Source organism: Spongiactinospora sp. 9N601 (assembly GCF_044326295.1).
Classification (GTDB): Bacteria; Actinomycetota; Actinomycetes; order Streptosporangiales; family Streptosporangiaceae; genus Spongiactinospora; species Spongiactinospora gelatinilytica.
The window spans coordinates 287632-314512 of sequence record NZ_JBIRBB010000003.1 but is presented as its reverse complement, the minus strand read 5'-3'; the positions used below and the strand labels follow the sequence as shown (position 1 = coordinate 314512).

Annotated in this window: 23 protein-coding genes, 2 tRNA genes and 1 other RNA gene; 17 read left to right on the top strand and 9 right to left on the bottom strand. The window is 70.8% G+C overall.

Going from position 1 to position 26881, the window contains the following annotated elements; translation table 11 throughout:
• Positions 1 to 49: 49 nt before the first annotated feature.
• Positions 50 to 334 (top strand): hypothetical protein, encoded by a 285-nt coding sequence (locus ACH34R_RS08405; RefSeq protein ID WP_397560715.1) that lies wholly within the window; start codon positions 50 to 52, stop codon positions 332 to 334.
• Between the two features lie 966 nt (positions 335 to 1300).
• Here ACH34R_RS08405 and ACH34R_RS08400 read toward each other — a convergent pair.
• Complete coding sequence (locus tag ACH34R_RS08400; RefSeq protein ID WP_397560714.1) at positions 1301 to 2335, bottom strand: AAA family ATPase; 1035 nt, start codon at positions 2333 to 2335, stop codon at positions 1301 to 1303.
• A 252-nt stretch (positions 2336 to 2587) separates the two neighbouring features.
• Here ACH34R_RS08400 and ACH34R_RS08395 point away from each other — a divergent pair, with 252 nt between their 5' ends.
• From ACH34R_RS08395 to ACH34R_RS08375, 5 genes are all read left to right on the top strand, one after another.
• On the top strand, positions 2588 to 2878 hold the full coding sequence (locus ACH34R_RS08395) for a hypothetical protein (RefSeq protein ID WP_397560713.1): 291 nt from the start codon (positions 2588 to 2590) through the stop codon (positions 2876 to 2878).
• Positions 2865 to 3080, top strand: coding sequence for a hypothetical protein (locus ACH34R_RS08390; RefSeq protein ID WP_397560712.1), 216 nt, complete (start codon positions 2865 to 2867; stop codon positions 3078 to 3080). Before ACH34R_RS08395 ends, ACH34R_RS08390 begins: the two co-directional genes overlap by 14 nt.
• Before the next feature lie 195 nt (positions 3081 to 3275).
• On the top strand, positions 3276 to 3467 hold the full coding sequence (locus ACH34R_RS08385) for a hypothetical protein (RefSeq protein ID WP_397560711.1): 192 nt from the start codon (positions 3276 to 3278) through the stop codon (positions 3465 to 3467).
• Positions 3468 to 3615: 148 nt separating this feature from the next.
• The gene (locus tag ACH34R_RS08380; RefSeq protein WP_397560710.1) at positions 3616 to 3909 is read left to right on the top strand and encodes a hypothetical protein; all 294 of its coding nucleotides are present in this window, start codon (positions 3616 to 3618) and stop codon (positions 3907 to 3909) included.
• Positions 3906 to 5762, top strand: coding sequence for a helix-turn-helix domain-containing protein (locus tag ACH34R_RS08375; protein ID WP_397560709.1), 1857 nt, complete (start codon positions 3906 to 3908; stop codon positions 5760 to 5762). The genes ACH34R_RS08380 and ACH34R_RS08375 overlap by 4 nt, the downstream gene beginning before the upstream one ends.
• Positions 5763 to 6216: 454 nt before the next feature.
• Here ACH34R_RS08375 and ACH34R_RS08370 read toward each other — a convergent pair whose 3' ends face one another.
• Positions 6217 to 7641, bottom strand: a complete 1425-nt coding sequence (locus tag ACH34R_RS08370) for a recombinase family protein (RefSeq protein ID WP_397560708.1) — start codon at positions 7639 to 7641, stop codon at positions 6217 to 6219.
• 29 nt (positions 7642 to 7670) lie between these two features.
• On the opposite strand from ACH34R_RS08370, the gene ACH34R_RS08365 reads away from it, so the two are divergent.
• The 7 genes from ACH34R_RS08365 (at position 7671) to ACH34R_RS08335 (ending at position 14179) form a co-directional block, all read left to right on the top strand.
• On the top strand, positions 7671 to 8186 hold the full coding sequence (locus ACH34R_RS08365; protein WP_397560707.1) for an SAM-dependent methyltransferase: 516 nt from the start codon (positions 7671 to 7673) through the stop codon (positions 8184 to 8186).
• 77 nt (positions 8187 to 8263) lie between these two features.
• The gene (locus ACH34R_RS08360) at positions 8264 to 10102 is read left to right on the top strand and encodes a VWA domain-containing protein (RefSeq protein ID WP_397560706.1); all 1839 of its coding nucleotides are present in this window, start codon (positions 8264 to 8266) and stop codon (positions 10100 to 10102) included.
• A gap of 256 nt (positions 10103 to 10358) precedes the next feature.
• The gene (locus ACH34R_RS08355) at positions 10359 to 11555 is read left to right on the top strand and encodes a TRM11 family SAM-dependent methyltransferase (RefSeq protein WP_397560705.1); all 1197 of its coding nucleotides are present in this window, start codon (positions 10359 to 10361) and stop codon (positions 11553 to 11555) included.
• Positions 11556 to 11599: 44 nt separating this feature from the next.
• Positions 11600 to 11674 (top strand) — tRNA-Ser (locus ACH34R_RS08350).
• 35 nt (positions 11675 to 11709) lie between these two features.
• Positions 11710 to 11784, top strand: a tRNA-Ala gene (locus tag ACH34R_RS08345).
• A 26-nt stretch (positions 11785 to 11810) separates the two neighbouring features.
• Positions 11811 to 13064: an SDR family NAD(P)-dependent oxidoreductase gene (locus ACH34R_RS08340; protein WP_397560704.1), complete on the top strand. Its 1254-nt coding sequence runs from the start codon at positions 11811 to 11813 to the stop codon at positions 13062 to 13064.
• Positions 13058 to 14179 carry a ribonuclease inhibitor gene (locus ACH34R_RS08335; RefSeq protein WP_397560703.1) on the top strand — a complete coding sequence of 374 codons (1122 nt, stop codon included), beginning with the start codon at positions 13058 to 13060 and terminating at the stop codon, positions 14177 to 14179. Before ACH34R_RS08340 ends, ACH34R_RS08335 begins: the two co-directional genes overlap by 7 nt.
• Here the strand turns inward: ACH34R_RS08335 and ACH34R_RS08330 are convergent.
• Positions 14161 to 15339 carry a DUF418 domain-containing protein gene (locus ACH34R_RS08330; protein WP_397560702.1) on the bottom strand — a complete coding sequence of 393 codons (1179 nt, stop codon included), beginning with the start codon at positions 15337 to 15339 and terminating at the stop codon, positions 14161 to 14163. The genes ACH34R_RS08335 and ACH34R_RS08330 overlap by 19 nt on opposite strands.
• 82 nt (positions 15340 to 15421) lie before the next feature.
• On the opposite strand from ACH34R_RS08330, the gene ACH34R_RS08325 reads away from it, so the two are divergent.
• Positions 15422 to 16006, top strand: a complete 585-nt coding sequence (locus ACH34R_RS08325) for a TetR-like C-terminal domain-containing protein (RefSeq protein WP_397560701.1) — start codon at positions 15422 to 15424, stop codon at positions 16004 to 16006.
• A 28-nt stretch (positions 16007 to 16034) separates the two neighbouring features.
• Here the strand turns inward: ACH34R_RS08325 and rnpB are convergent.
• From rnpB to ACH34R_RS08305, 4 genes are all read right to left on the bottom strand, one after another.
• Positions 16035 to 16439: RNase P RNA component class A (gene rnpB / locus ACH34R_RS08320), an RNA gene on the bottom strand.
• A 30-nt stretch (positions 16440 to 16469) separates the two neighbouring features.
• Positions 16470 to 17951 (bottom strand): bifunctional RNase H/acid phosphatase, encoded by a 1482-nt coding sequence (locus tag ACH34R_RS08315; RefSeq protein ID WP_397560700.1) that lies wholly within the window; start codon positions 17949 to 17951, stop codon positions 16470 to 16472.
• Positions 17948 to 18688: a zinc ribbon domain-containing protein gene (locus ACH34R_RS08310; RefSeq protein ID WP_397560699.1), complete on the bottom strand. Its 741-nt coding sequence runs from the start codon at positions 18686 to 18688 to the stop codon at positions 17948 to 17950. Before ACH34R_RS08310 ends, ACH34R_RS08315 begins: the two co-directional genes overlap by 4 nt.
• Positions 18685 to 19524 (bottom strand): Nif3-like dinuclear metal center hexameric protein, encoded by an 840-nt coding sequence (locus ACH34R_RS08305; RefSeq protein ID WP_397560698.1) that lies wholly within the window; start codon positions 19522 to 19524, stop codon positions 18685 to 18687. The genes ACH34R_RS08310 and ACH34R_RS08305 overlap by 4 nt, the downstream gene beginning before the upstream one ends.
• Before the next feature lie 59 nt (positions 19525 to 19583).
• Between ACH34R_RS08305 and ACH34R_RS08300 the strand changes: the two genes are divergently transcribed.
• The gene (locus tag ACH34R_RS08300; RefSeq protein ID WP_397560697.1) at positions 19584 to 21041 is read left to right on the top strand and encodes a flavin-containing monooxygenase; all 1458 of its coding nucleotides are present in this window, start codon (positions 19584 to 19586) and stop codon (positions 21039 to 21041) included.
• Between the two features lie 58 nt (positions 21042 to 21099).
• Complete coding sequence (locus tag ACH34R_RS08295) at positions 21100 to 22197, top strand: M20 family metallopeptidase (RefSeq protein WP_397560696.1); 1098 nt, start codon at positions 21100 to 21102, stop codon at positions 22195 to 22197.
• Here ACH34R_RS08295 and ACH34R_RS08290 read toward each other — a convergent pair.
• Entirely contained in the window at positions 22157 to 23686 is a 1530-nt protein-coding gene (locus ACH34R_RS08290) for an AMP-binding protein (RefSeq protein ID WP_397560695.1), read from the bottom strand. The two genes, ACH34R_RS08295 and ACH34R_RS08290, sit on opposite strands and share 41 nt — an antisense overlap.
• Positions 23687 to 24025: 339 nt before the next feature.
• Between ACH34R_RS08290 and ACH34R_RS08285 the strand changes: the two genes are divergently transcribed.
• Complete coding sequence (locus ACH34R_RS08285) at positions 24026 to 25312, top strand: sensor histidine kinase (RefSeq protein ID WP_397560694.1); 1287 nt, start codon at positions 24026 to 24028, stop codon at positions 25310 to 25312.
• A gap of 11 nt (positions 25313 to 25323) precedes the next feature.
• On the opposite strand, the gene ACH34R_RS08280 is transcribed toward ACH34R_RS08285, so the two are convergent.
• Positions 25324 to 26796 carry an EamA family transporter gene (locus tag ACH34R_RS08280; protein WP_397560693.1) on the bottom strand — a complete coding sequence of 491 codons (1473 nt, stop codon included), beginning with the start codon at positions 26794 to 26796 and terminating at the stop codon, positions 25324 to 25326.
• Positions 26797 to 26881: the final 85 nt, after the last annotated feature.

Here is a 26881-nt window from a genome sequence, read left to right as displayed (position 1 = left end):
GATGTCGCATACCTAGCTTGCTATAGCACGGTGTAGTACTATCCTTGCCATGACCAGCCCGAATCCACCGCCGCGAATGATCCGGATCGAGATCGATGGGTACAAGTGCGACATTCCATCCGTCGAGATCTTTGTCTATCTCGCGCGGGTATACGCCGACATGGACGGCTCAAAGGTGACGCATAGGTACGTCAGTCACAGAAACGAAGAGGCGTGGACTTTTCTACGAGACCACCTCAGTCCGGGCGGATACGGCGAAGTTCTCGCTTATTCCGTGATGTTTCCAAAGAGCCCACAAATGATCCGGGCTATCGGCCGGATCGACTACCCCTAGGAGGTGCTATGCCCCCGTTCGACGTAGCACCTCACGCGATCCTTGGCTACGAAGCAACCCAAAACGCTGACGGGACGTGGACCGCTGAGTACAAGGACGAAATATGCCAGATGGCCATAGCTGAGGGATGCGTAAGAGTCATAAGCGCGCCCACGTTCTATGAGCTTCGCATGCTTTGTGTCATGAACCGCGTGGCGATCTGGTGCTGGAATACCGCTATAAAGGCGATGGGGAATGCATCGATAGCTGAATCGATTCCTCAGCAGTTCAGATCTAACGGAAAATCAGGTGTGTAGGTGGCACCGGCCACACATTCACGCCTTATAGACCGCGCGACACTATAGGTCGCGCCTTAGCGCTCCGGCGGGGTAGATTCGTGGTCGCTGCTCGAATCTCCCCGCCGGAGCCTCTTTATCTACATTCCTGAGAGCGCGGTTGCTATTGTCTGCGCCGCAGCGGGTGGCTCAACACTGGACGTGTCGATCCTCAGATGAAAAGTGTTGCCGTCGTCGTTCGCGCGCAGGTCGAGCGCAGTTTCATGCCACACCTTTACGCGGTCGTCCGTGTCGTGATCGCCCCTACGCTGCGAGCGCTGCCTACACGTTGATTCGGCGATCCACAGCATCACGTGTAGCCACATTCCAGGCATGGGGTCGCTGAGTGCACGTAGTTCAAGGATGCTGCCCATATGCACGACTGGGATTTCTCCCGCGCTAAGGGCAGTGGCGACGTCTAATCGATCAAGTGCATAGGTATTCCCGTAGCGATGCGTCTCTACGATGATTCGCCGCTGGTGGCGGAGCGCATCTAAGGTCGCTTGCGTAACCGGCCGGTACCCCTCTACGCGCCCGCTTCCCTGCTTGAGCTTGGCTACGAGCGTGAACCTATTGTCGAGTCGTTGAAGAGCTTCCGTTAGGGAGTTCTTTCCGCTCGCAGGGGGGCCGTATAGAATCACACCCCGCTTAGTCATGGCATCATGCGCCGCAGTGATTCGCGGGTTCGGTCAGCGGTGGCTATCGCAGTGCCATAGCGGTTATCTACGGTGATGTTTACGCCGGATGGAGCTTTTTCGGTATCCAGCGTTGCGGCGTATTCCTCCCAGTTCTGAAGCTTCCAGGTGTCTCGGGGAGCGGCGCGGAATTCAAGGTACTCCCGCATCGACTCAAGGTCGCACCGGACCCATAGAACGGCTACCTCTACTCCTCTTGCGGCGCACTTGTTCTTTAGTCGCAGTAGCCATGACTCCTGATTAAGCTCCGCGATGAAGGGGGCAGAGAGTACTGTTGATACACCACAATCGAGGTTATCGAAGGTGGTTTCCATGAGGCATCGATACTCTAGCGGACGCACCTCATTCATATAGAGGGGTGAGTGCCGGTCGCTGGGGTCGCCCCCCAGAGAAACTAATAGTCGTTCAGCCATGCAGCGTGTGAGCGAATCTTTGTCGAGTAGTGCCCACCCTGTAATGTCGCTCAGAAATCGCGCGAACTCCGTTTTCCCCGACCCGGCGTAACCTCCTACAAGTGTCAGGGTCTTACGCTCTGGCGCTTTGACGACGAATCGAGAACTCCAAGCGTCGAGAACGCGCGACTCCAGAATATCTCTGATGGATTTATCGGAGGGTGGCCCGATGCTGGAAATTCGCGTGAGCGCTTCCTGAATCGCCCTTGTTGCCTCCTTCTGAAAGTTAGAGCCATCGACTACGCCCGGAATCTCTAGATCTCCCGGCTGTGGCGCGCCGGGTTTTGGCGCGCGAAATCCCAATGCTGCGTCGTCGGCCTGGTAGAGCAAGGCGTAGGCCCGTCGATAGTGCACGTGGGGGAAGCTCTCCCCCCGCTCATGCCGACCGATCGTCTGGAAGTTGGCAGCGAGACCCCATCGGTGGCGCTCGCTGATCCTCCGCAGCTCTTCGCCCGCTGCTTCGAGGGTGAGGCCCATCGCCTCGCGATGTTCGCGCAACCTGGACGGCTGCCAACCCGCGTGGGCGTGCTTGACCTGCATCCGTGGTCCTCCTGGTAGGTCGCTGCTACTGGAAGCACCGCATGTTGCAAACGGATTCAGGGCGAGTTTAAACCCGCTGGTCAGGCGGCGCATCCCCCCTAGCAGCCTGAGTCCTAAACGACCCGTTTTGCGCAAGGGGCGCCGCCTAAGGCGCGTATAGCGATCCGACTAGGAATAAGTGATGGGAGATCTTGAAGCGGCGCGGTGAACTTGTGGGCATGCCAGACAAAAGGACTGGCTAGCCCTAAGGAGGTGACCGCGATGCTCTACACACCAGAGGAGAATCACCGCAGGCAGCTTATTTCCGGTCTCCGGCGACTCGCCTACTTTCTCGAAGTTCACCGTGACATTCCCGCGCCTCGCAGCGTCGATGTAATTGCGTTCCTAGACGCTCAGCCGGGCGCACCGGCATTCGCCCAGCTCGAACAAGTCGCCGCTCTCCTCGAAAGCGCCGTTGAGCACGGCTGCGTAGCGAAGGATTTCGGCGCGGTCACCTATAGGGCTATCGCGCCAAAGGAGGAGCTTCGCAATGAACCTTGCTGATGCCGTGCTCGCCGTCGCCGTGGTGCTTTCCATAGCCACGTTCGTAGGCTTCACCATTCTCGTGTTCGGCATTCGTGCCGACGATCGCCGCCTGAGCGTTGCACACCCGCCTAGGGGTGTGTCCGGTATGGCCGCGCGTCGCGTGCTGCTCTACACGCGCGACTCTCGCACATCCACCCCTCGGCATCCGGTTGGGAGGTGATCACTCATGCGCACATTCATCCGCCTCTTCGGCCCCCTGGCGTGCCCCTGTGGCGCTGCCCTCGAATCCGGTAACCGGCGCTGCCGCAAGTGCAGGTCGCGCGCTCGCTGGCTGCGCCGCAAGGCCCGGCACGACGGCATCTAGCCGCCGCCCATCAGTCCCCGCCCGCTCTGCATGAAAGGGGGTGATCTCCCCTTGCTGACCGTTCCGGTTCCGCTGGTCGTGATCTTCGCTCTGGTCGTGTTCCTGGCCTGGCGCTACCTCGGGTTGCGCCTCTGGCACGCCCTGGCGTGCGTGCTGTTCGGCTTCTTGGTCGCCGCCACCATGGCCGCGCCTGCCATCCAGCAGGCACTAGCCGCGCTCACAAGCTGGATCACCGGCCAGTGATGGCCCCTATCAAGATCATTACGAGGCGAGCCGGCGATTTTCGCGGCCCTCTGACCTGCGGAAACGCAGAAAACCCCTGTTCCCAACCTAGGGAGAGTGATGCCCGTTGAAACACCGCCACCCGTACCCGTCCGCCGACTTGCAGGAGGTGCTTAACCGCACCCGCACCGCACGCGCCATCGTGGACGCGTGGGCACGTCCGATGCCCACGAGCACCGTGGCCCCCTACTGGGAGACCGTTTTTGCGGCTCTCGACCACATCCCCGACCTGACCACCGAGATCACCCGGCTACGCGCCCAAGTGGCCCGCCTCACGCGGGATCACGCCGACCTGACCGCCGCCGCCCGCGCCACGCTCAGCGCGGAACAGGACGGCGAGGGGGACCCCCTCTGGTACGTCCGTGACGCACTCGCCGAACAGGCCGAACGGGGGGCGCGATGACCCCCCGGCACGTCTCCCGGCACCGGCTCCGCCGCAACGCGCGGCGGATGCGCCGAGACGGCATCCAGCCCATCGCATCGGTGACCGATGATCTCGTCATCGCCCCGCTGGTCATCGTGACCATCGGCCGTCTGGCCTGGCGCTTCCGTTCGGCGCTCGCGCCGTGGTGGGTGATGGCCGCGCTGGCCGCCGCCGCCCTGGTCCTGCACACCGCCTACCCCTCGTGGTGGTGGTCGGTGCCGACCCTTGCCGCCGTGCTCGCCGTCGCCGTGGCGGTCGGCGGTCGGTGGGTCGGCCTGACACGCGGCATCGAACGCGGCTATGCCGCAACGGTGCTGGTAGGTGCCGGAGGATGGGTCACGGCGGGCACCCTGGCACACCCGTTCACCCCTCCCCTTCCGGCCGTGCTGGTGGTCGGGGGAGTGATCACCGCCGTCCCGTGGTGGGCGCACCGCCGACGCCGTGCCCGCGTACGGGTGGAACGGACCCTGGCCGCGTGGCCCGACATCGCCCAGACGATCGGCCTGGCAGGCTCACGTATCCAAAGCGCCGTGATCGATGTGTGGGGCTACCGCGCCCGGCTCGCGCTGGCGCGCGGGCAGACCGCAGAAGACGCGATAGCCAAGATAGGCGCGATCGAGAGTGCCCTAGGCACGCGGCGCGGCGCGGTCCGGGTGCAACCGCTACCCGACCGCGCCGACCGCGCCGACGTGCGGGTGATCGAGACCGACCCGCACGCCGACGCGATCCCGTGGCCTGGCCCGTCGGTCACGTCGATCACGCAACCGTTGAAGTTGGGCGTCTTTGAGGACGGCGGCCCTGTCCGCGTGAGCCTGCTGCGTCGGCATGCCCTGGTCGGCGGGGTCGCAGGGGCGGGCAAGAGCGGCGGCGTGAACGTGATCATGGGTGAGCTGTCGGCGTGCCCGGATGTGATCATCTGGGGCATCGACTTGAAGGCGGGTATGGAGCTGCGCCCGTGGGAGCCGTGCCTAGGTCGGCTCGCGACCACGCCGCGTCAGGCTACCGATCTGCTGGCCGATGCGGTGGCCGTGCTGGACGGGCGCGCGGATGCGCTGGCCCGCCGTGGTCTGCGGGTGTGGGACCCCTCCCCGGACGCGCCCGCGCTGGTGATCCTGATCGATGAGTACGCCGAGCTGGCCGACGACGCAGCAGAGGCGATGCGGTACGCCGACAGCATCGCCCGGCGAGGACGCGCGCCCGCCGTGACCCTGATCGCCGCCACCCAGCGGCCCTCGCAGAAGGCGATGGGTCAGGGGGCGGTCCGCAGTCAGATGGACGTGCGGGTGAGCATGCGGGTCCGGGAACGGCGCGACGTTGATCTCATTCTGGGGTCGGGGATGCTCAAGGCGGGGTGGGGGGCTCACCTGCTGGATGCGCCCGGCAAGTTCCTGGTCAGCGCGACGGAGCATGACGTGCCTCGGCGGGGGCGGACCTTCCTGCTGACCGATGCGGCGGTGCAGGAGACCGCCGAGCGGCACGCCGACCGCCGCCCGGCTCTGGATGCCGTGTCGGCGGCGGCGCTGGAAGCCGCCACCGAAGCCGCCGAAGCGGCGGGGGCGGCTGAGAGCGCCGTAGAGCCCCCGGAGGGTCGCCCGGCCACTGGGGGAAGGCACGCCCGGGAACGCGGGCGAGAGAGCGCTACAGAGGCGCTGTGGGCGGCGCTGGCCGCCGCATCCGACGCGGGGGTGTCCCTCGGGGATCTGATCACCGCTACCGGCATGAGCCGCCCCACGGTCTACCGGCATCTCGCCGCCCTGGAGACGCAGGGCCGCGTGATCCGGGTGGGGCGCGCTCGCTGGCGCGTGGCGACCCCCGAAAGTGACTCTGAGTAATCGTCTCAATGTCTCATCGTCTCGCGCGCGCCTGCGCGCGTAGGCCGCATGCCGCGCGTGAGACGAGACATTGAGACAACCACGGTCCGTGACCAACCGGCTGTCCATGCCCCCCGGTTCGCACGGCCAGAACGAAGCCGTCCGGCGCAAGGAGGTGATGCCTCACGACGAACGATCCCGATAAACCGGACCCGAAAGAGGTGAACGCCTATAAGGCGAACAATTCAGACGCCAATTCAGCGGTAATTATCCCGGCCGAAGAATCGGTAATTATCGCGGCCGAAGAATTCAGGCTATCCGAAGTGCTCAAGCACATTGAAGCCGGAAGAATCGTGCGCATCATCTACGCGACCCGCCCCCCGGGCTAATCCCCTACCAGAGGAACGAAAGAGGCTCACTCGGCACTTCTCCGAGTGAGCCTCTTTCTTTTCGAGTCTTGCTATCCGGGCCTGCTCTAGCGCCGGAAGCACAAGCCGTTGCCCAGGTCGATGATCCCGCTCGTTTCTTCGGTGCTCTGTGCGCCCGCCGCACCGATCACGATTTCCCACTGTCCCTCACGGGCCGAAAGAGCCATTCCCCATGCGGCCTTGACCGCGCGGACCATGCCGCGCCTTACGGCCGTATCCCCGTCGGCCCACATTTCGGCTACCGTCTGCCCGGTGGGCGCGTAATCATAAGCGTCGGGCGTGATCACGAAACCCTCTATGCGCGCTTTGATCGCCTTGCGCTCTGCGACAAGCGCGTCAAACTCGTCATCATCTTCGGTGACGGAAAAACGCGCTTGGATTTTGCGGGCTTCTGCGTTCAGCGCATCCAGTTCATGTGCGTTTCCCGCGATCCGCTGAAATGCCAGAATTTCCGTCGTGTCGCTGGCGAACATGCTGGCGATCAGGTCAATGACGGGTTCTGCGTCAATGCCTGCGAAGGCACCGCATGCTAGGCGTTTCTTGGCGTAGCCGCCGCACCGAAGCTTGGGGGTGCGCGGTCGCCCAGCAGGGGTGAGGCCAGCGTTGAGGTAGATCTTTCCGCCGCATGCCGGGCAGTCGAGAACGCCGGAGAGCCAGTTTTCCGGGCGGCCTACGGGTCGGCCGCCCTTATGCGCCCGTGCTCCAGTCAGGTTCGTCTCGATAACCCGGTTTGCGCGCCACCATAGAGCCGAATCGACGACAGGCGTAACCATGTGCGGCCACGTTTCCGTACGGCCCTGATGGGTGTATGAGCATTCGATTATGCCCGTGTGGTGCGCGGCGAATTGCAGGATGTTCTTAACGCTCTGCGGGTAAAGGTTGTACGCTCGCCCGATCGACGAAAGCGACTCGCCCCCCGCTACGCGCTCGTAAATGTCGGTGATGGCGTTCGGGTCGGTGCAATATGCCTGCTTGGCGTACCGGACCCCCTTGGTTGCCCAGAATGAAGGCAGCGCGCCATGGTGGGCGCGGTTGTCACGGATCATCATTATGCCACGGTAGGTCGTGTCCTTTACCGTCTTCGATTTCTCGGCGTTCGCCTGCTGCGCCACTAGTGTCACAATGCGTCCGGTGAAGTCGGTTTTTCCGAATTCAGGTTCTGCAATCGAAACGATGTCGCCACCAGCGGAACGGATCGCCAGCAGGATTTCAGCTTGCGCGTCAAGGTCCTCGCGCCGGTCGAGTCGGGACGACTCCGTGACAATGAGCGTGCCGTAATCCCCGCGCTGAATGTCCGCGATAGCCTCACGCAGCGCCGGTTCCTGTGTACCTTGCGACGCGCTGAAACCGCGTAGCTTGAATGTCTTCACGATCGTGAATCCGTGCTCTTGCGCGTGTGCGTCGATCACCTTGATCTGTGAGGTTTCGTCCTGGCTTCCCGTGCTGACCCGCACGAACGCCGCAGCTAACACTGATGATCCCTTCCTAGCGTGCCGTCCTCATGTGTGCACACTACCCGACAAGCTACGACCCGGTGGTGGTCGTGCACGGCCAGGCGCTGCTGGCCACCAGCCCGCAGGTCACCGTGATCAACGAGGATCTGCGCCGCCCGGACGAGATCCTGCGCCACGCCGGCACCCAGGCCCTGATCGACTTCGAGCGACCCGTGTGCGTGCTGCTGGCGGCCGTACTCCACTTCGTCGCCGACCGCGAGAACCCCGCCGGCATCGTGCGGCGGCTGCGCGACGCGCTCGCCCCCGGCAGCCACCTGGTGATCTCGCACACCACCGACGAGTCGCCCGCGCTGCTGATGAACGCGGCCCGCCGCGGCTTCCAGAACGCGGGCAGCCCGCTCACACCGCGCCCGAGGGACGTCGTCCTGGACTTCTTCGAGGGCTTCGACCTGGTCGATCCCGGGCTGGTCCCGGTCGAGGACTGGCGGCCGGACGACCACACCGCACCCTCCGTGACACGCCCCGCCTGGGTCCTCGCCGCGGGCGTCGCCCACAAACCCTGACCGCCCGGATCACCGCAACCACTGGCCGTGATCCGCACCTCTCGCTTTACTTACATGGGAGACGAGGGGGACCGGCGATGCGCCTTGCGATCCACCGCCTCACGGCGGCGCTCATCACACTCACCGCAACAGCCATGCTCCCCGCTCCAGCCACCGCCCACTCCTCCCGGGCGGCGGAGCTGGCGCCGGTCATGCTGGTGCTGGACGCGTCCGGGTCGATGGCGCAGACCTCGGCGGACGGGCGCAGCAAGATGGCGGCGGCCAGGCGTGCCGTGCACACCGTGGTGGACGGCCTGCCCGCCGACGCCCGCGTCGGCCTGGCCGTGTACGGCACGGGCACCGGCAACACCGCCGCCGACAAGCCGGCCGGCTGCCGGGACGTGAAGATCCTGCACGAGGTCGGCACGCCCGGCGCCGAACTGGTCGCCACCGCCGACCGAGTCGAGCCGCGCGGCTACACCCCCATCGGACGCGCCCTGCGGGCCGCCGCGGACGCGCTGCCCACGGAGGGGCCGCGCTCGATCGTCCTGGTCTCCGACGGCGAGGACACCTGCGCCCCGCCCGACCCCTGCGAGGTCGCGGAGGAGCTGGCCGGCGAGGGCGCCGACCTGCGCGTGCACACGATCGGGTTCGAGGTGGACGCCGCCGCGCGCAAGCAGCTCTCCTGCGTCGCCCGCCAGACCGGCGGCTCCTACACCGACGCCGCCGAGGCCGGCGACCTCGCCCCCGCCCTGAACCGCGTGACGGGCATCGCGCTGCGCAACTACGAGCCGACCGGCACGCCGGTCACCGGGGGCGAAGGGCCCGGCGACGCCGCGCCGCTGCGGCCGGGCGACCATCTGGACGAGATCGCCCCCGGCCAGGCCAGGCACTACGCGATCGACGTCCCCGCGGGGAACACGGCGTGGTTCACCGCGACCGGTGTCTTCCCACCGGCCGCGCCCGCCAGGGAGACGCTCACCCTGGCCCGCTACGCGCCGGACGGCACCCGGTGCGCCTGGAGCGACACCGGCCACAGCGCCACCGGCGACCCGGTGGTCCCGCTCGCGCGCACCTGGCGGGTGTCCGCCGACCCGGGCGAGGGCGGGCCTTGCGACCGCCCGGGGCGGTTCACCCTCGTGGTGGAGCGCGACGCCGGTCCCGGCGAACCGGCCTGGCTGGAGTTACAGGTCGGCCTGGAGCCGCCGGTGACCGCCGACCCGGGACCCGCGCGCGACTCCGTGATCGCCTTCGCCGAGCCCGCCGGGGAGGGCGAGCCGGTCAAGGTGACCGGCGGCGGGTCGTTCACCACGGCGGGCACGCTCGACGGCTCGGGGCGGTACGCCGACACGCTCTACCCGGGCGAGTACGTCTTCTACCGGGTGCGCCTGGACTGGGGACAGGGTCTGGCGTACCGGGTCCGGCTGCCCGCGGGCGACGCGCCCGGCGCGCGGCTGCTCACCAAGACCTCCGCCTACGGCCCGGCCCGCGCGCTGATCGCCCAGTCCGGCATCCTGTGGTACGACGGCGAGGCCGGCCGGCTTCCCTCCGACCGCGACGCACTGGCCATCCGCCCGGTCCGCTACCTCAACCGCGAACTCACCGCCGCCCGAGGCCAGGCCCTCCCCGGCTGGTACTACATCGCGATCAAGTACGGCAGCCGCCCCGACCTGCCGGAGACCGCCCCACCGGTCGAGATCGCCCTGGATGTCTCGGTGACCGGCCCCACCGAACCAGGCCCCTCCTACGCCACCGCCGCCCCCCAAGGCACCCCCCGCACATCTACGCCGGCACCACCCCGATCCCCCGCCCCAGCCGAAGGCATATCCGCCCCGCTCACCAACGCAGGCCCCCTCGCCTGGATCGGCGTCCCCCTCGCCCTGCTCCTCCTCACGGGTCTGATCATCCTCCTCACCCGCCGCCGCCGCTCCCGCTGACCGCCACGGTCGACGCTCTCGCCGCCAGGGGCCGGGTTACTGGTACGGTCATGCCATGAAGTTCAACTTCCGACGTTGACGACCCGCCGGCGAGACGAGGCGATCCCGTCGCCGGTGATGCGGGGCGGTGTTGTGCCGTCCCGAGTCGCGACGTGGGAGAAGAACGACTCATGCGTGATCACACGCGTCTTCTCGATGTACCGCGTCCCGGTGTCGTGGCCGTACGGTGACGGCCGCGCGCCTGGTGGCGCGTTGTGTGAGCGGGCTGGAGACCGCGGTGGCCCGCGAGGTGCTGGGCGAACGCCTGGGCACCGTCACGTGGATCGGGCACCGTGAGGTCCGGTTCATCGGTTCTGCGGCCGGTTCGACCGGTCTGCGCACGGCGGACGACGCCTTCCTGCTCGCCGCCACGATGCCCGACATCGGGCGCGGCCGGGACGCGCTGGGCGCGCTCGCCCGGCTGGCCGGGCAGGTCGCGGGCATCGATGCCGCCGGGCACGCGGGGGTGGAGGTCTCGGCGTCGTTCCTGGGCAGGCGCAACTTCAGCAGGTACGACGCGGAGGACGCGGCGGGTGCGGCGCTGGCCGTACGGCTGGGCGTGCCGTACCACTCGCGGCGGGACGGCACTCCCCCGCCACCGGGGTACGGCGCATGGCGGCTCACCCTGGACGGGACCGACGCCACCCTGATGCTGCGGGTCGCGCCGCGGCCCCTGCACCGGCGCGCCTACAAGCGGCACACCGTGCCGGGGACGCTGCACCCGCCGGTGGCGGCGGCGATGGCGCGGCTGGCCGACATCCGGCCGGGCGATGTGGTGGCCGACCCGTGCTGCGGCGCGGGCACGCTGCTCATCGAGGCCGCCCGGCTCCAGCCCGACGCGGTGCCGCGCGGCTACGACCTGGACCCCACAGCACTGCACGCCGCCCGCGCCAACGCCTCGGCCGCAGGGCTCGGCGGCCCGACCTCGAAGCACGCCCCACGTGGCTACACCCCGCCGCCCACCAACACCCCGGCCGCAGCGCTCAGCGAGCCCACCTTCGAGCACCCCGGTGCGGCGACCCTCCCACGTGGACACACCCCGGACCCCACGGCACCGCGCCCCTACGACCCGGCCGCAATACTCAGTGGGCCGATCTTCGAGAGCGCCGACGCGGCGGCGCTTCCGCTGCCGGACGGGGGTGTGGACCGGTTGCTGGCCAATCCGCCGTGGGGCGGGCAGGTCGCGCCGCGCGGGCGGCTGGCCCGTGCGCCGTCGGCGCTGTGGCCGGAGATACGGCGGCTGCTGCGCCCGGACGGCCGCGCGGTGGTACTGATCCCCGACACCGCCGAACTGGCCGCGGCCATCGCCCACGGCCTGCTCCCCGCCCACGTCCAGCACGTGAGCCTGTCCGGAGCCCACCCGCACATCGCCGTACTCATCCCCGCCCCCCGGCGGCCCGGCGCCAGGAGATAAATCAGCGGCACGAATATCACAACAGCGGTAGATTGCCCGGCAGTGCAGCCCGTAGCGCAGCGGTCGTCGCGCCTTCTTGCTCAGAAGGAGGACGCCGGTTCGAATCCGGCCGGGCTGCACGACCCGGCCCGGGAGACCTTGACCTCCCGGCGATGCGGCCCATAGCGCAGCGGTCGTCGCGCCTCTTTCGCATAGAGGAGGACGCCGGTTCGAATCCGGCTGGGCCGCACCCCTCCAAGGAGATGGGGAAGACGAGTGGACGTGACGACCGTGCTGCGGGGCCTCGGTGAGGCCCGTGAGCTGCCGCTGGACGACGCCGACCGGCTCCGGCTGGAGCATGCCGCGCTGGCCCTGGTCCGCGATGGGCAGCGGCGGCGGCGCAGGGAGCGGGAGCGTTCGGCGCGGCGGGCCGATGCGGAGGTCCTGGCGGCCACGGCCATGGGGACGCCCGGCCGCGTCGCCGACGCCCCCGTCGCCGGGCCGCCGGCGGTCCCGCCCGGTCCCGGCCGGCTGCGCCACGCGCGGCGCTGTTACGTGTGCAAAGGCCCCTACACCCGAGTCGACGCCCTGTACCACCTGCTGTGTCCCGCGTGTGCGTCGTCCAACTCCGCTCGCCGTACGGCACGCGCCGACCTGACCGGACGCCGCGCGCTGATCACCGGCGGACGGGTGAAGATCGGTCACCAGCTCGCGCTGAAGATGCTCCGCGACGGCGCGCACGTCACCGTCACCACCCGCTTCCCGGCCGACGCGGCCCGCCGGTTCGCCGCGGCCGGCGACTGGGCGGACCGGCTGCGGATCATCGGCATCGACCTGCGCGACCCCCGCGATGTCATCGCACTGACCGACCGGCTGACCGTGACGGGCGAGCCGCTGGACATCCTGGTCAACAACGCCGCCCAGACCATCCGCCGCCCGGCGTCGGCCTACGCGGCGCTGACGGCGGGCGAGCGGGCGCTCCCCGAAGCAGGCCCGGAGGCCGTGCGGCAGACCGCCGCCCCGCCCGACATCTCCGGACTCCTCCCGGATCTGTCGCCGGTCAACTCCTGGTCCACCCGGATCGGCGGCATCGATCCCGCGGAGTTCCTGGAGGTACACCTGATCAACGTGATGGCACCGGTCCTGCTGACCGACCGCCTACTGCCCCTGCTGCTCGCCTCCCCCGCGCGGCGGCGCTATGTGATCAACGTCTCGGCGGTGGAGGGGCGGTTCGCGGTGATCAACAAGACCGGCCGCCACCCGCACACCAACATGGCCAAGGCGGCACTCAACATGCTCACCCGCACCAGCGCGGACGACCTCGCCCGCCAGGGCGTGTACATGTGCAGCGTGGACACCGGCTGGATCACCGACGAGCACCCCGTGCCGGTACGCGACCGGCTGGACCGACGCACCCCGCTGGACGTGATCGACGGCGCGGCCCGCGTCTACGACCCCATCGTGCGCGGCGAGGCCGGGCACCCGCTGCACGGCGTCTTCCTGAAGGACTACCAGGTGGCGACATGGTGACGCCGCCGCTGGACGACCTGCTCGCCTGGCTGCGCAGCGGCGAGCCGGTGGCCCGCCGTACCGACTTCGCGACCGGCACCGCGATGCCGGACGGGCGGCTGGACCTTTGCAAGCGCGCGCTCGGCCCGTACGGCATGCGGCTGGTCGCGGGCGCGCTGCCCGCCGCGAGCCCGGCCAGGCACCTGCTGCTCGGCACCGACGGGCTCGGCGACGAGGGGGCCGCCACCGCGGCGGCCGGGGCGCTCGCCGCCGGAGCAGCCACCCTCTACCTGGGGTGCAACGTGATCGGCCCGGCCGGAGCCCGCCGGATCGCCGACCGGCTGATCGCCTCGCCGGGCGTCGTGCGCGGGCTGTGGCTCAAGCGCAACCCGCTCGGCCCGGACGGCGGGCGGATCGCGGGCTCGGCCGCGAGCACCGGGCTGACCACGCTCGACCTGGTCCAGACGGGCCTGGATGCGGCCGGGCTCGGCGTACTGGTGGACGACCTGCTCGCCGCGGGCGGGATCGGGCGGCTGTTCGTGAGCGGCAACCCGCTCGGCCCGGCCGGGGCCACCGAACTCGCCCGGCTGATCCACGGCGGCGGCGTCGAGGAGCTGTACGTCTCGGCGGCGGCGCTGGGCGACGCGGGCGCGCTCACCCTGGCGGGCGCGCTGCGCGGCGGGGCGCCGCGCAGGCTGTCCGTGGCCAGTGACGGCATCGGGCCCGCCGCGGCGGCGGATCTGGTGGCCGCGGCGGTCGCCGCGGGCGTCGAAGTGCTGGACCTGGGCCGTGTCAGGGCGGCCGGCCACCTGGGGGCCACGGACAACCGGCTGGACGAACGGGCGGCGGCGCGGATCGCCGACGCGTTGTCCGGAGGCGCGCACCGGCTCGCGTATCTCGACCTGAGGCACACCGGCCTCACCAGCCGGGGGGCGATGCGGCTGCTGGGCGGGGCCGGGCGGGCGCGCTCCGCCACCCGGTACGTCCTGGGCGGCGGCGTCGCATCCCGGGTGAAGCGCGACCTTGCCATGCTGGCGTCCGGTGTGCCGGAGTTGCGGGCGCATCCGGAGGTGGCGGTGATCCGCAGCGTGTACCGGACGGTGGTGCCCGGGGGCGGTCAGCGGGAGCGGCCGTAGGTGAGGCGGCGCAGGGCGGTCTCGGCGGGGCCGCGCCGGCCGTGGCGGGACAGCGTGGCGGCGAGCAGGACGGTGCCCAGCCAGGTCAGGACGGCCAGGCCGGACGCCGCCGCGTCGCCGACGCGGGTGGCCAGACCGCCGAGGTACGGCGTGAACACCGCGACGAACACCACCGACTGGAGCAGGTAGCAGGTCAGTGACCACTGGCCGCAGGCAACCAGCGCGCGGACCACGGGCCCCCGCTTCAGGCGGTCGGCGAGGAGCCCGGCCAGGGCGGCGTAGGCCAGGCCGCCGGCGATGCCGGTCAGGCTGTGCAGCACGTACGCCGAGATGGAGACCGCCTCCGCCGGGGCCCACAGCCGCGTGTCGATCAGCGTCAGCGGGACGGCCCCGGCCAGCGAGATGACCGTGCCGGCGGTCGCGGTCGTGGCCAGCAGCGCGCCGTGCGCGCCGGGCTCCTCCAGTACGCGGCGGCGGGCCGCCCACATCCCGAGCAGGAACGCCGACACCACGCTCACCGCGAAGTACGTCGGCGTCATCGCGGCCCAGCCCACCAGCCGGGACACGGCGGCCTGAACCGGGTCGGCCATCGCCGCGGGCGTGTCGCCCTTGGGGGCGGACACGCTGACCAGCCCGAACAGCGCGAGCACCACGACGTGCAGCACGAGGCCGACGCCGGCCGCCCACAGCAGGGCGCGCTCGCGCCTCCGGACGAACCCGAGCAGGACCAGCCCGATCAGGCCGTACGCGCCCAGGATGTCGCCGAAGAACAACAGGGCCGCATGGCAGAACCCGAAGGCCAGCAACCACCGGCCGCGGGCCCGCAGCACCCGCCGTACCTGCCGCCAGTCCCGGCCGGAAGCGAGCTGGCGCTCGGCCAGCCGGGCCAGGCCGTACCCGAACAGGGCGGCGAACATCGGCAGCGCCCGGCCGTCCACCAGGAGCATCTGGACGCCGGCCACCACCCGGTCGAGCGGGCCGCCGTCCAGCGTGTAGCCGCGAAAGCCGCTCGGGTGCCCCGCCAGGTACATGTGCGCGTGCGCGACCGCGATGAGCAGCAGCATCACGCCTCGCGCGAGGTCGGGGGCGAGTGCGCGGTGGGCGACCGGCACGGCCCGCGGCGGCGGGGAGGGCGGGGCGGCGGGGGAAGAAATGGACATGGCTGTCCCCTCGGTGATAGATACACGACTGTAGCTACCGCCAAAAATAGCTACACGCGTGTAGCTAAAGCAAGGGGTGAAGGTGAGCGGACGAACCCGGCGTCCCCGCGAGGCACTGATCGACGCCATCCACACGGCGGTGCTGGAGGAGGTGGCCGACGTCGGCATCGGCCGCCTGACCATGGACGGCATCGCCAGACGGGCGGCGACGGCCCGCACGACGCTGTACCGCCGCTGGTCCGACCCCGTCGAGGTACTGCTCGACGCGCTCTACCACATGCACCCGATCGAGGAGCCCACCCCCGGATCCGACGACCTGCGCGGAGACCTCGTACGCGCCCTCAAGCTCATGGTCGCCTGGGCGCTCAGCCCGGCGGGCCGCGCGGTCGCGGCCATCCTCACCGACCCCAAGGGGGTCGCGCAGCTCTCCCAGCCGCTGTTCGAGCAGGTCTTCGCCCAGCGCGGCGGCACGTTCACCAAGACCGTGCTACGCCACTACGCCGACCGCGGCCACTTCCCCGCCGCCCTGCTCACCCCGGTCGTGCTCGACATCGGCGAGGCCCTGGTGGTCAAGCGCCTGATCGACACGAGCGCCCCACCCGACGAGGACCATCTCACCGCCATCGTCGACCAGGCCATCCTCCCCGCCCTCGGCCTGCGCCCCTGACCGGCGAGGGGCCGGAAGGGGGTCAAGGCGGACGAGTCGGCCTGTAGGCCGGGTTCTGTGCCCGCCCGGGGGCGGGCGGCGGCCATCCATCTAGGGCCGTCGTTGCCGGCGGCCTCAAGCGATCTACCCGCGCGGCTCGGGCGGGCCGCCCTCGAACGCCGCGCGCGGAGGCGGCCCTTTCGGGCCGTCCCCTTCTTGACCTTGCTCCGGGTGGGGTTTACCGAGCCGCCCACGTCACCGTGGGCGCTGGTGGTCTCTTACACCACCCTTTCACCCTTACCTCCCGGCGAACCGGGAGGCGGTCTGCTTTCTGTGGCACTTTCCCGCGGGTCGCCCCGGGTCGGTGTTACCGATCACCCTGCCCTGTGGAGCCCGGACCTTCCTCGGCGGGCCCCCATGGAAAGGGGCCCGACGCGGCCGCCCGGCCGGCTCGTCCGCCGTGTCCTTCAGCTTATCGGTTGTTTCAGGACAGGTGCGCGGTGTCGTTGAGGGACTTCACCACGGCGGGGCCGTCCGCGTAGTACTCGATCACCGACAGGCAGGCCAGGTCGAGGTGCATGCGGTAGAGGGCGGCCGGCGGGGCGGCGAGGGCGAGGCGCAGGAAGGTCTTGATCGGGGTGACGTGCGAGACGGCGAGGATGGTCTTGCCCGCGTGGTCGGCGAGCAGGCGTTCCAAGGTGTCCTGGACGCGGTGGGAGACGGACTCGAAGCTCTCCCCGCCGGGCGGCGCGATGGCGGGGTCGGCCAGCCAGGCGGTGAGGGCGTCCGGCCAGTTGCGCCGGACCTCGGTGAACGTGCTGCCCTCCCAGTCGCCGAAGTCGGTCTCGCGCAGCCCGTCGTCCACGATGACCGGCACGCCGGCGCGCGCGGCGACGATGGCGGCGGTGGCGCGGGCCCTGGCCAGCGGCGATGTCACGATCACGTCGATCTCGTACGGCTTAGCGGCCAGGCGTACCGCCGCCGCCTCGGCCTGGGCGACCCCTCCGGGGGTCAGTTCGGGGTCGCCGATGCCGGAGAAGCGGCGCTCAGCCGACAGCGGGGTCTCGCCGTGCCGCAACAGCAGAAGCGTGGTCGCAGCGGTGACCGGCCCCCGCCAGCCGGTGCCCCTCACCTCACCGGCAGGGACCGCGGCCAGCGGGTCGGTGCCGTCCGCGGGGAAGAGACCCCCGTCAGGCCGCCCGGCCTTGCCGGAAGCAGGGGCGGCCGATCGGCCGGCACCGCCGTCACGTGCGGCCTTACCGGGAGGGACGGCGGCCCGTCGGCCGGGGCCATCTGCGGGGAAAAGGCCGTCGTCAGGCGGGGCCGGTTGGCCAGGGCCACCGGCCCGGAAAGACCCGTCGTCCGGGGCGACCGATTGCCCGGGGCCACCGGCCCGGAAAGACCCGTCGTCCGGGGCGGCCGATTGCCCGGGGCCACCGGCCCGGAAAGACCCGTCGTCCGGGGCGGCCGATTGGGCAGGGCCGCCGGAGGGGAAGTGACCGTCGTCGGGGGCGGACTCGGCAGGGGTCGCCGACGCGCTCCAGGTCAGTCCCTCGGCGGCGGCGTCCATGGCCTCGTTGGCGAGGCGGTCGGCGTGGGTGTTGCGCTCGCGCGGGATCCAGGTCCAGGTGACCCGGAGCCGGCGGGCGAGCCCCGCCGCCTCGATGGCCAGGGGCCGCAGCCCTTCGTGCTTGACCTTCCAGCGCCCGGCCATCTGCTCGATGACCAGCTTGGAGTCCATTCGCACCTCGACCGCCACGCCCTCGCCGCCGTGCGCGAGCGCGATGCCGAGCCCGGCGATCAGGCCGCGGTATTCGGCGACGTTGTTGGTCGCGACGCCGATCGCCTCGGCGGTCTCGGCCACGATCCGGCCGCCGCCGGTCTTCAGCACGGCCCCGTAGCCGGCCGGCCCGGGGTTGCCCCGCGATCCGCCGTCGGCCTCGATGACGAAGGGACCGGCGGTCACAGCCCGGACTCTGCGGTGCGGACGAGGATACGGCGGCACTCCTCGCAGCGGACGACCTCGTCGGGGGCGGCGGACCTGATCCGGTTGAGGTCGGCGATGGACAGCGAGACCTTGCAGCCCTGGCACCGGCCGCCGTGCAGCATCGCCGCGCCCACGCCGTACTGGCCGCGGAGCTTCTCGTACAGGGCGAGCAGGTCGGCGGGGATCTCGCCGATGATGGCCGCGCGCTTGGCGGCGTTCTCGGCGTGCTCCTTGTCGATCTCGGCGAAGGCGGCGTCGCGGCGCTCCTCGGCGGCGGCGCGGGTGGCGGCGGCCTCGTCGCGTTCGGCGCCGAGGGTGGCGACCTTGGCGTCGGAGCCCTCGCGGCGCTCCATGATCTCAAGAACGACCTCTTCGAGATCGCCCTGCCTGCGCTGCAGCGAGGCGATCTCCGACTGCAGACCGGCCAGTTCCTTGGGCGAGCCCACCTGCCCCGAGTCCAGGCGCGTCTGGTCGCGCTCGGCCCGGCTGCGCACCGCGTCGACGTCGCGCTCGGCCTTGGCCTGGTCGCGGGCGAGGTCGCTCGCCTCGGTCTCGGCGGTGATGACCTGGGTGGTGAGGCGGGCCTGCCGGGCCGCGGCCTCGTCGATCTCGGCCAGCTCTGGCAGGGTGCGGCGACGATGAGCCAGCCGGTCGAGGATGGAGTCGAGCTCCGCGAGCTGGAGCAGTCGCTTCTGGGCTTCCGGGGCTGCTTTCACTTCGTATCCTCGCACTGTGCTGTTGTGGTCCAGGCGTCCGTGACCGTGGCGGAAACGCGCGTCTCAACAGTAATCCCCCGAGCGGCCAACCGGGACGCGAGACGGCCGGCGGCATCGGCCAGCCACGGCCATTCGGTGGCCCAGTGGGCCGCGTCCAGCAGCGCGGGCCCGCCCTCCTCGACGAACTCCCCCGCCGGGTGATGCCGCAGGTCGGCGGTGAGGAAGGCGTCGACTCCGGCGGCGCGGGCGGCATTGAGCAGGGAGTCACCGGCCCCGCCGCTCACCGCGACCTTGTGCAGGACCCGATCGGGGTCTCCGGCGACGCGTACGCCCCAGGCGGTGCGGGGCAGGCCGCGCGCGGCACGGTCGGCGAACGCGGCGAGGGCCATCGGGGCGGGCAGGCTGCCGATCCGGCCGAGCCCCCGGCGTGGGTCGCCCGGCGCGGGCGCCAGCGGGACGAGATCGCCGGTGAGGCCGACCGCGCGGGCCAGGGCGTCGGAGACGCCGGGGTCGGCGACGTCGGCGTTGGTGTGGGCGGTGTAGAGCGCGACGCCGTTGCCGATCAGCGTGTGCACGAGGCGGCCCTTGGCCGTGGTGGCCGCGACGCTGGTGGTGCCGCGCAGGTAGAGCGGGTGGTGGACGACGATGAGGTCGGCCCGCCAGTCCAGCGCCTCGGCGGCGACGACGGCGACCGGGTCGACGGCGAACAGGATCTTCCGTACGGCCGCCTCCGGATCACCGCAGACCAGCCCCACGGCGTCCCACGACTCGGCCCAGCCGGGCTCGTACATCGACTCGATCTCCGCGACCACGGCGGCAAGCGTTCCTCCTGGCACGTTGCGCACCCTACCGGGCGTTCATACTGGAAGCGCATCCTGACACGGGAGGGCGAGGCATGCCCACGGTCGCGATCGTCGGCGCCGGTTTCGGCGGGTTGTGCATGGCCATCCGGCTGCGGGCGGCGGGGATCTCGTCGTTCACCGTCTACGAGAAGGCGGGCCGGGTGGGCGGCACCTGGCGGGACAACACCTATCCGGGCGCGGGCTGTGACATCCCGTCCCACCTGTACTCCTACTCGTTCGAGAAGTACCACTCGTGGACACGCCGATATCCCGGCCAGCCCGAGATCCTCGCCTATCTAGAGCACTGCGCTGACAAATACGACGCCAGGCGACATATCCGCTTCAACACGGAGGTCATCGCCGCGCGCCACACCGGCGGCCGGTGGCATGTCACCACCCGGCACGGCGAGACCGAGCGCACCGACGCCTACGACGTGCTGGTGATGAGCGTCGGCCAGCTCAACCGCCCCCGCATGCCCGACATCCCCGGCATGCCGGGCTTCGCGGGAACGAGCTTCCACTCCGCCCGCTGGGACCACGGCCACGACCTCACCGGCCGCGACGTCGCCGTCATCGGCACCGGTTCCTCCGCCGCGCAGTTCATCCCGCACGTCGCCGCGCTCGCCGCCCGCCTCGACGTCTTCCAGCGCACCCCCAACTGGGTGATCCCCAAGCCGGACGCGACCTTCCCCGCGCCCGCCCGGCACGCCCTGCGCCACCTGCCCTTCCTGCGCCGCGCCTACCGCGAATGGATCTACCACAAGGCCGAGACCGCGCTCTATCCCGCGCTGCGCGAGGACGGCTGGAGCGCCGGCCGGGTGCGCGATCTGGCGCTGTCCCACCTCGCCCGCCAGGTGCCCGATCCGGAGTTGCGCGCCAAGCTGACCCCCGCCCACCGGATCGGCTGCCGCAGGATCATCATCGACAGCGCCTTCTACCCCGCGCTGACCCGCGGCAACGTCGAGGTGGTGACCGACCCGATCAGCCGCGTCACCCGGCACGGCGTACAGACCGCGCAGGGCCCGCCGCGCCGCCACGACACGATCATCTACGCCACCGGATTTCACAGCACCGAATTCCTGGCCCCCGTCCGGGTCACCGGCCGCGACGGCGCCACGCTGGCCGAGCGCTGGCGGGACGGCGCGGAGGCGTACCTCGGCATCGCGCTCCCCGGCTTTCCCAACTTCTTCCTGCTCTACGGGCCCAACACCAACCTCGGCCACAACTCGATCATCCTCATGATCGAGTGCCAGGTGCGGTACGTGCTGGCCTGCCTGCCGTACATCCGCAGGCACGGGCACATGGAGGTGCGCCGGGAGGCGATGGACGCCTGGCGGGCCCGGCTGGACCGGGCGATGGCCGAGATGGTCTGGCAGGGCGGCTGCCGGAGCTGGTACCGCACGGCGTCGGGCCGGGTGACCAACAACTGGCCGGGCACCGCGTCGCTGTACCGGCGGCTGACCCGCGCGCCGCGGCCCGGGGCGTACCTCCTCGGGCCCGCCCAGGGGTAACGTCGTCCCAGCGGCCGGAGATCATCCGGAGATCACGGCGAGGGAGGCACTGGACGCGATGCTGGCGGACATGCTGGCCGATCTGAAAGAGCTCGTGCTGTGCGAATCCTTCTCGGCCGACCTGGCGGCGGTCGCGCGCAGCGCCGACGTGGTCGCCGCCCAGGGCACCCGGATGCTCGGGAGCCGGCCGGAGACCATCGTCATCGACGGGGTCACGCACCTGAAGTGGACGTTCGGCGTCCCCCGGGTGCTGGTGCTCGGCCATCACGACACAGTGTGGCCGATCGGCACCCTGGCCACGCACCCCTGGTCGGTCACCGACGGGGTGGCCCGCGGGCCCGGCGTTTTCGACATGAAGTCGGGGCTGGTGCAGGCGTTCCACGCGCTGGCCGCGCTGCCGTCGCTGGACGGCGTGACGATGCTGGTCACCGGCGATGAGGAGCTGGGCTCACCGACCTCGCGCCGGCTGATCGAGGACTGCGCCCGGGGCCTGTCCGCCGCGTTCGTGCTGGAGGCCGGCGCGGACGGCGGCGCGCTGAAGACCGCGCGCAAGGGGGTCTCCCGGTATGAGCTGGTGGTGCACGGCAAGGCCGCGCACGCGGGCCTGGAACCGGAGCTGGGCGTCAACGCGGGCATCGAGCTGGCCCACCAGGTCATCGCCATCGCCGGCCTGGCGGAGGGCGCCACGACCGTCACGCCGACCCTGCTGAGCGCGGGCACCAGCCCGAACACCGTGCCCGCCGCCGCCCGCATCAGGGTCGATGTGCGGGTGCCCGACCAGGCCGCCCAGGACCGGGTGGACGAGCGGATGCGCGCCCTCACGCCCAGGCTGCCCGGGGCCAGGCTGGAACTGATCGGCGGCCCCAATCGGCCGCCGCTGGAACCGGCGTCCTCGGCCGCGCTGTTCGAGCTGGCCTGCGAGGTCGCCACCGGCCTGGGCATCGGGCCGCTGACCGGCACGGCGGTGGGCGGCGGCTCCGACGGCAACTTCACGGCAGGGGTCGGCTGCCCGACGCTGGACGGCCTGGGGGCGGTGGGCGGCGGCGCGCACGCCGATCACGAGCACGTGGTGGTGGCCGAGATGCCGGGCCGCAGCGCGCTGGTCAGCGAGCTGATCAGGGCCGTGCTGGCCGGGCGGCCAGGTAGTCGTCCCTGACCCGCCGCCTGGACAGCTTGCCGGTGGGCGTGCGCGGCAGTTCGGTGACGAACTCGATCAGTTTGGGCCGTTTGAACCGGGCGATCCGCGGCTCGCAGTGCGCGAGCAGGGCCGCGGCCAGCTCCGGGCCGGGCCCCGCAGCCGGTGTGGGCTGCACCAGGGCGACCACGTTGTGGCCCCACTCCTCGTCGGGCACGCCGATCACCGCCACGTCGGCGACGGCGGGGTGGGTGATCAGGGCCGCCTCGACCTCGGCCGGGTAGATGTTCACCCCGCCGGAGACGATCAGGTCGGCGCGGCGGTCGCACAGGAACAGGTAGCCGTCGTGGTCGAAGTAGCCGATGTCGCCGGGGGTGTACCAGTCGCCGCGCTTTCTGGCCGCGGTGCCGGCCGGGTCGTCACGGTACTCGAACCGGTTGCCCGAGGAGCGGACGTAGACCAGGCCGGGCTCGCCGGGCGGGAGCTCATGGCCCTCGTCGTCGAGGATCACGGCCTCGAAGGTCGGCGAGGGCCTGCCCACCGTGCCGGGCCTGGCCAGCCACTCGCCGGGCTTGACGGCGAAGGGGATGGCCGACTCTGTCGAGCCGTAGTACTCGTAGACCACCGGCCCCCACCAGCTCATGATCGCCTGCTTCACCGGCACCGGGCAGGCCGCTCCGGTGTGCATCACCTGCGCCAGTGACGACACGTCGTACTTCGCGCGGACCGCCTCGGGCAGGCGCAGCAGCCGATGGAACATCGTCGGCACCATCAGCGTGTTGGTGACGCCGTACTCCTCGATCAGGCCGAGCACCCGCTCGGGGTCGAAGTGCGGCGCGAGGACCACGGTGTGCCCCATGTGCAGGGCGAAGAACGAGTGCGCGGAGGGCGCGGAGTGGTAGATGGGCGCGGTCACCAGGTGTACGCCGTCGCCGGGCCGCAGGTCGCACACCTCGCCGAAGAACCAGATGTGCCGCGCGACGGTCTCTTCGGGTTCGCCGTCGCGCAGGACGCGCTGCACTCCCTTGGGCACTCCAGTGGTGCCCGAGGTGTACCAGAGCATCGCCCCGGCCCTCCGATCGCCCGGCGGGCCGGACGGCATGCCGCAGGCGAGCGCCGCCGCGCCCCGCAGGACCTCGGCCCCCTCGGCCGCCCCCGCGCGTACGGCGGGCTCGTACGGCTCGGCCGTGACCACGATCCGCGCGCCGCAGTCGCGCAGGATGTAGCCCAGCTCGCCGGTTGTGAGGTGCCAGTTGACCGGGACGTAGTGCATGCCCGTCTGGCAGGCGGCGAGCGGGAGGGCCAGCGCGTCCACCCCGTTGGGCAGGACCCCCGCCACCACGTCACCGTGGCCCGCGCCACGGGCCCGTAGCCCGTGGGTGACCGCGTTGACCAGGGTCAGCAGCTCGCCGTACGTGGTGACCGTGCCGTCCTGGTCGATCACGGCACGGCGGCCGGGGTCGGCGGCGGCGATGCGATAGAAGCCTGTAAGACCGGTTATGTCGCCCATGACTCGCAGCTCCAGCGGCTCGGCGCGCGGCGTGCGCGGTGCTCGCGGTGCGGGCGGGCCCATCGTGGCCCGTCCGTGGTGCGGATGTGCGTCGCGCTCTAGATATACCCGAAGCCGGGGCGCGGGACCTCGGGCGAATCGCGTGGCCCGCCCTGACCGCTTGAAGGGATCTTCTCCTCTTACACCACCAAACCCTAGTTTTACTCTCGGTTAGCGGTGAATCTCCCTGACTCCGAGCAACATACCCCTAGTGTGATCACCTGATTACCGGGGGCTCGGGTGAGCAGAAGGCACAGATGGTCCATCAGGACACGACTGGCTCTCGTCGCCGGTCTCGTGATGGGACTCATCTGCGCCGCGGGCATCGCGGTGGCCCTGATCGGGGTCCGTGACCTCGCCACGGGCGACCGCACCGAGCAGATCTCCGGGGCGTCCATCAAGGTGGTCCACCTGCTGCGGGAGGGCCGGCTGACCCCGATCCTGACCGGCCTGGAGGTGCCCGCCGTACAGGTGGTCAACGCGCGCGGGCGGGTCCTGGCCGCGACCCCGGAAATGGCCGGCATGCCGAGGATGGCCGACTTCGAGCCGACCGAGGCCGAGGTGCGCGCCCAGCGGCTGCGCTGCGACATCCCCGGCTACGAGAGCGAGTGCATGCTGGTGATGAGCTTTCGGGTACACCAGCCGGAGGGCGACTGGCTGGTGTACGGGGCCGACCATGACGTGCCGTGGTACGTCAGCCCGGTGTTCTCCACGATGCTCGTCGGCGGGGCGCTACTGCTCGTGCTGGTGACCACCGCGGGCACCTACCGCACGACCAGCAAGACGCTGGCCCCGGTCGAGGCGATCAGATCCGAACTCGACGAGATCAGCGCCACCGACCTGGGGCGGCGGGTGCCGGTCCCGCCCTACCAGGACGAGATCCGCCGCCTCGCCGAGAGCGTGAACCGCACCCTGGACCGCCTGGAGACGCAGGTGGAAAAGCAGCGGCGGTTCGCCTCGGACGCCTCCCACGACCTGCGCAGCCCGATCACCGCGATGCGCACGCAGGTCGAGGACGCGCTGCTGCACCCGGGCGACACCGACTGGATCTCCTTGGTCCGCGCCCAGCTCGGCAGCCTGGAACGGCTGGAGGCGCTGGTCAGCGACCTGCTGATGCTGGCCAGGCTGGACGCGGGCGCGCCCTCCAGACGGGACCGGCTGGACCTGTCGGAGCTGGTGCGCGGCGAGCTGGACCGGCGCTGGCGGCGCGTTCGGGTGGTGCGCAAGCTCCAGGACGGCGTGGAGGTGCTCGGCGACCGGCTGCGGCTGGCCCGGCTGCTGACCAACCTGGTGGACAATGCCGAACGGCACGCCGGCACCGAGATCTGCGTGACGGTCGGTGACCGGGACGGCCACGCCGTGCTCGAAGTCCTCGACGACGGCGCCGGCATCCCGCCCGACCAGCGGGAGGTGGTGTTCCAGCGGTTCACCCGGCTGGACGCGGCGCGCAGCAGGGACGCCGGGGGCACCGGCCTCGGGCTGCCGATCGCCAGGGAGATCGCCGAGGAGCACGGCGGATCGCTGACCGTCGAGGACAGCCCGCGCGGCGCCAGGTTCGTGGCCCGATTCCCGTCCGCGCGGCGGTGAGCCGCCGGGCCTCACATGGCGTCCGGGTCGGCGGGGGCGAGCCGGTCCAGGTCCAGCCGATCGCGGCCGGGCGCGTCGCCGTCGGGCAGGACCTGGAGGGGTTCCAGCGCGGCGGCCCCGGTTTCGAGGTCGCCCAGATGCGGGATGTCCACCACGATGACGAGGGGGGCGTACCGCTCGATCAGCTCGCGGGCGGCGCGCTGCCTGACCACCTCGATGGCGTGCTGGACGACCTGGTCCACCGGCCCGTCCGCCGGGGCGGGCCCGTCGCCTCCGGCCGGGGCGGAGGGCGCGCCGCCCGCGCCGCCGGGCGCGCGGGGCAGGTCCGGGCCTGGGGCGCCGCGCGGATGGGGCAGGCGGGGGCCGCGAATGTCACCCGCGCCGTCCCAGACCGGGCCGCCCGGCACCGGGGAGGTCCCGCGGGCGGGCCCCGGCCGCCCGGCCTGGCCGCCCGCGTTCTCGCCTGCCGTCTCGTCCTCGTCCTCGTCCTCATCCTGGTGCGGCTGGAAGGACTGGAGGGAGCGCAGCCGCTGTGAGGCCACCCGCCGGGCCCGCAGCAGCGTCACGCGCGACTCCGCGGCGTCGGCTTCCGGCTCGTCGTCCTCGCCCCTGCCCGGCACCACGACGAGCAGCATGGCGATGGCGACCATGGCGCCGCCCATGACGACGCTCAACGTCACCGCCTCCCCGTACGCGAGCACCGCGAGCACCGCGACCCACAGCGGCTGGGAGGACAGCAGGACCGCGGCCGGTACGGCGCGCACGTGGGCCTGGCCGTACGTCCTGGCCAGGAATCCCAGCGCGCAGGAGACCACGGCGAGGTGACCGAGCACCGCCCAGTCGGCCGGGCTGCCCGGAAGCGTCAGACCACCCGGCACCGAAAGCACCCCGGTCATGACGGCGATCGTCGCGAGCTGGATTACCGCGATCGCGTAACTGTCGGCCGGACGGTCGGTGGACGTCTGCCCGAGCACGAGGGTGTGCGCGGCGTACAGGGCCGCGGCGAATAGGGTCCCCGACAGCGCGAGCACCGAGACGCCCTGGCCCTCGACTCCCTGGAGCAGCGTGAAGACGCACATCGCGGCGGCCGACAGGGCCACCGCCACCCAGACCCGCCGGGACACGCGCATGCGCAGGAGGATGAGGCCGAGCACGGGCGTCATCACGACGTTGCAGCCGACCGCGAAGCCGGACACCGAGGAGGGCAGGCTGTGCAGCGCCACGGCCTGCGCGATCTGGCCCACCCCGAACAGCACGCCCAGCAGGACCCCCCGTGACCAGGCCGCCCCCGGCAGCCCGCGCAGGCAGCGCGGCCTGATCGCGAGCAGCACCAGGGCGGCCAGGCCGTAACGCTCGGTGAGCAGGTCGGTGACCGGCATTCTGATGATCAGATCCTTCATCAGTGGAAACGCCGACCCCCAGGCGACACTGACGAACAACAGAAGCGAGGCTCCCAACAGGGGGCGGGGAGCTACCACTGCCATACAAGCAGGATTTCACTACCATTCGCGACCACCGTGTCACAGATCGCTCAGCGGTTTGGTCCTGTACCACTCGGAGTGGTTCACC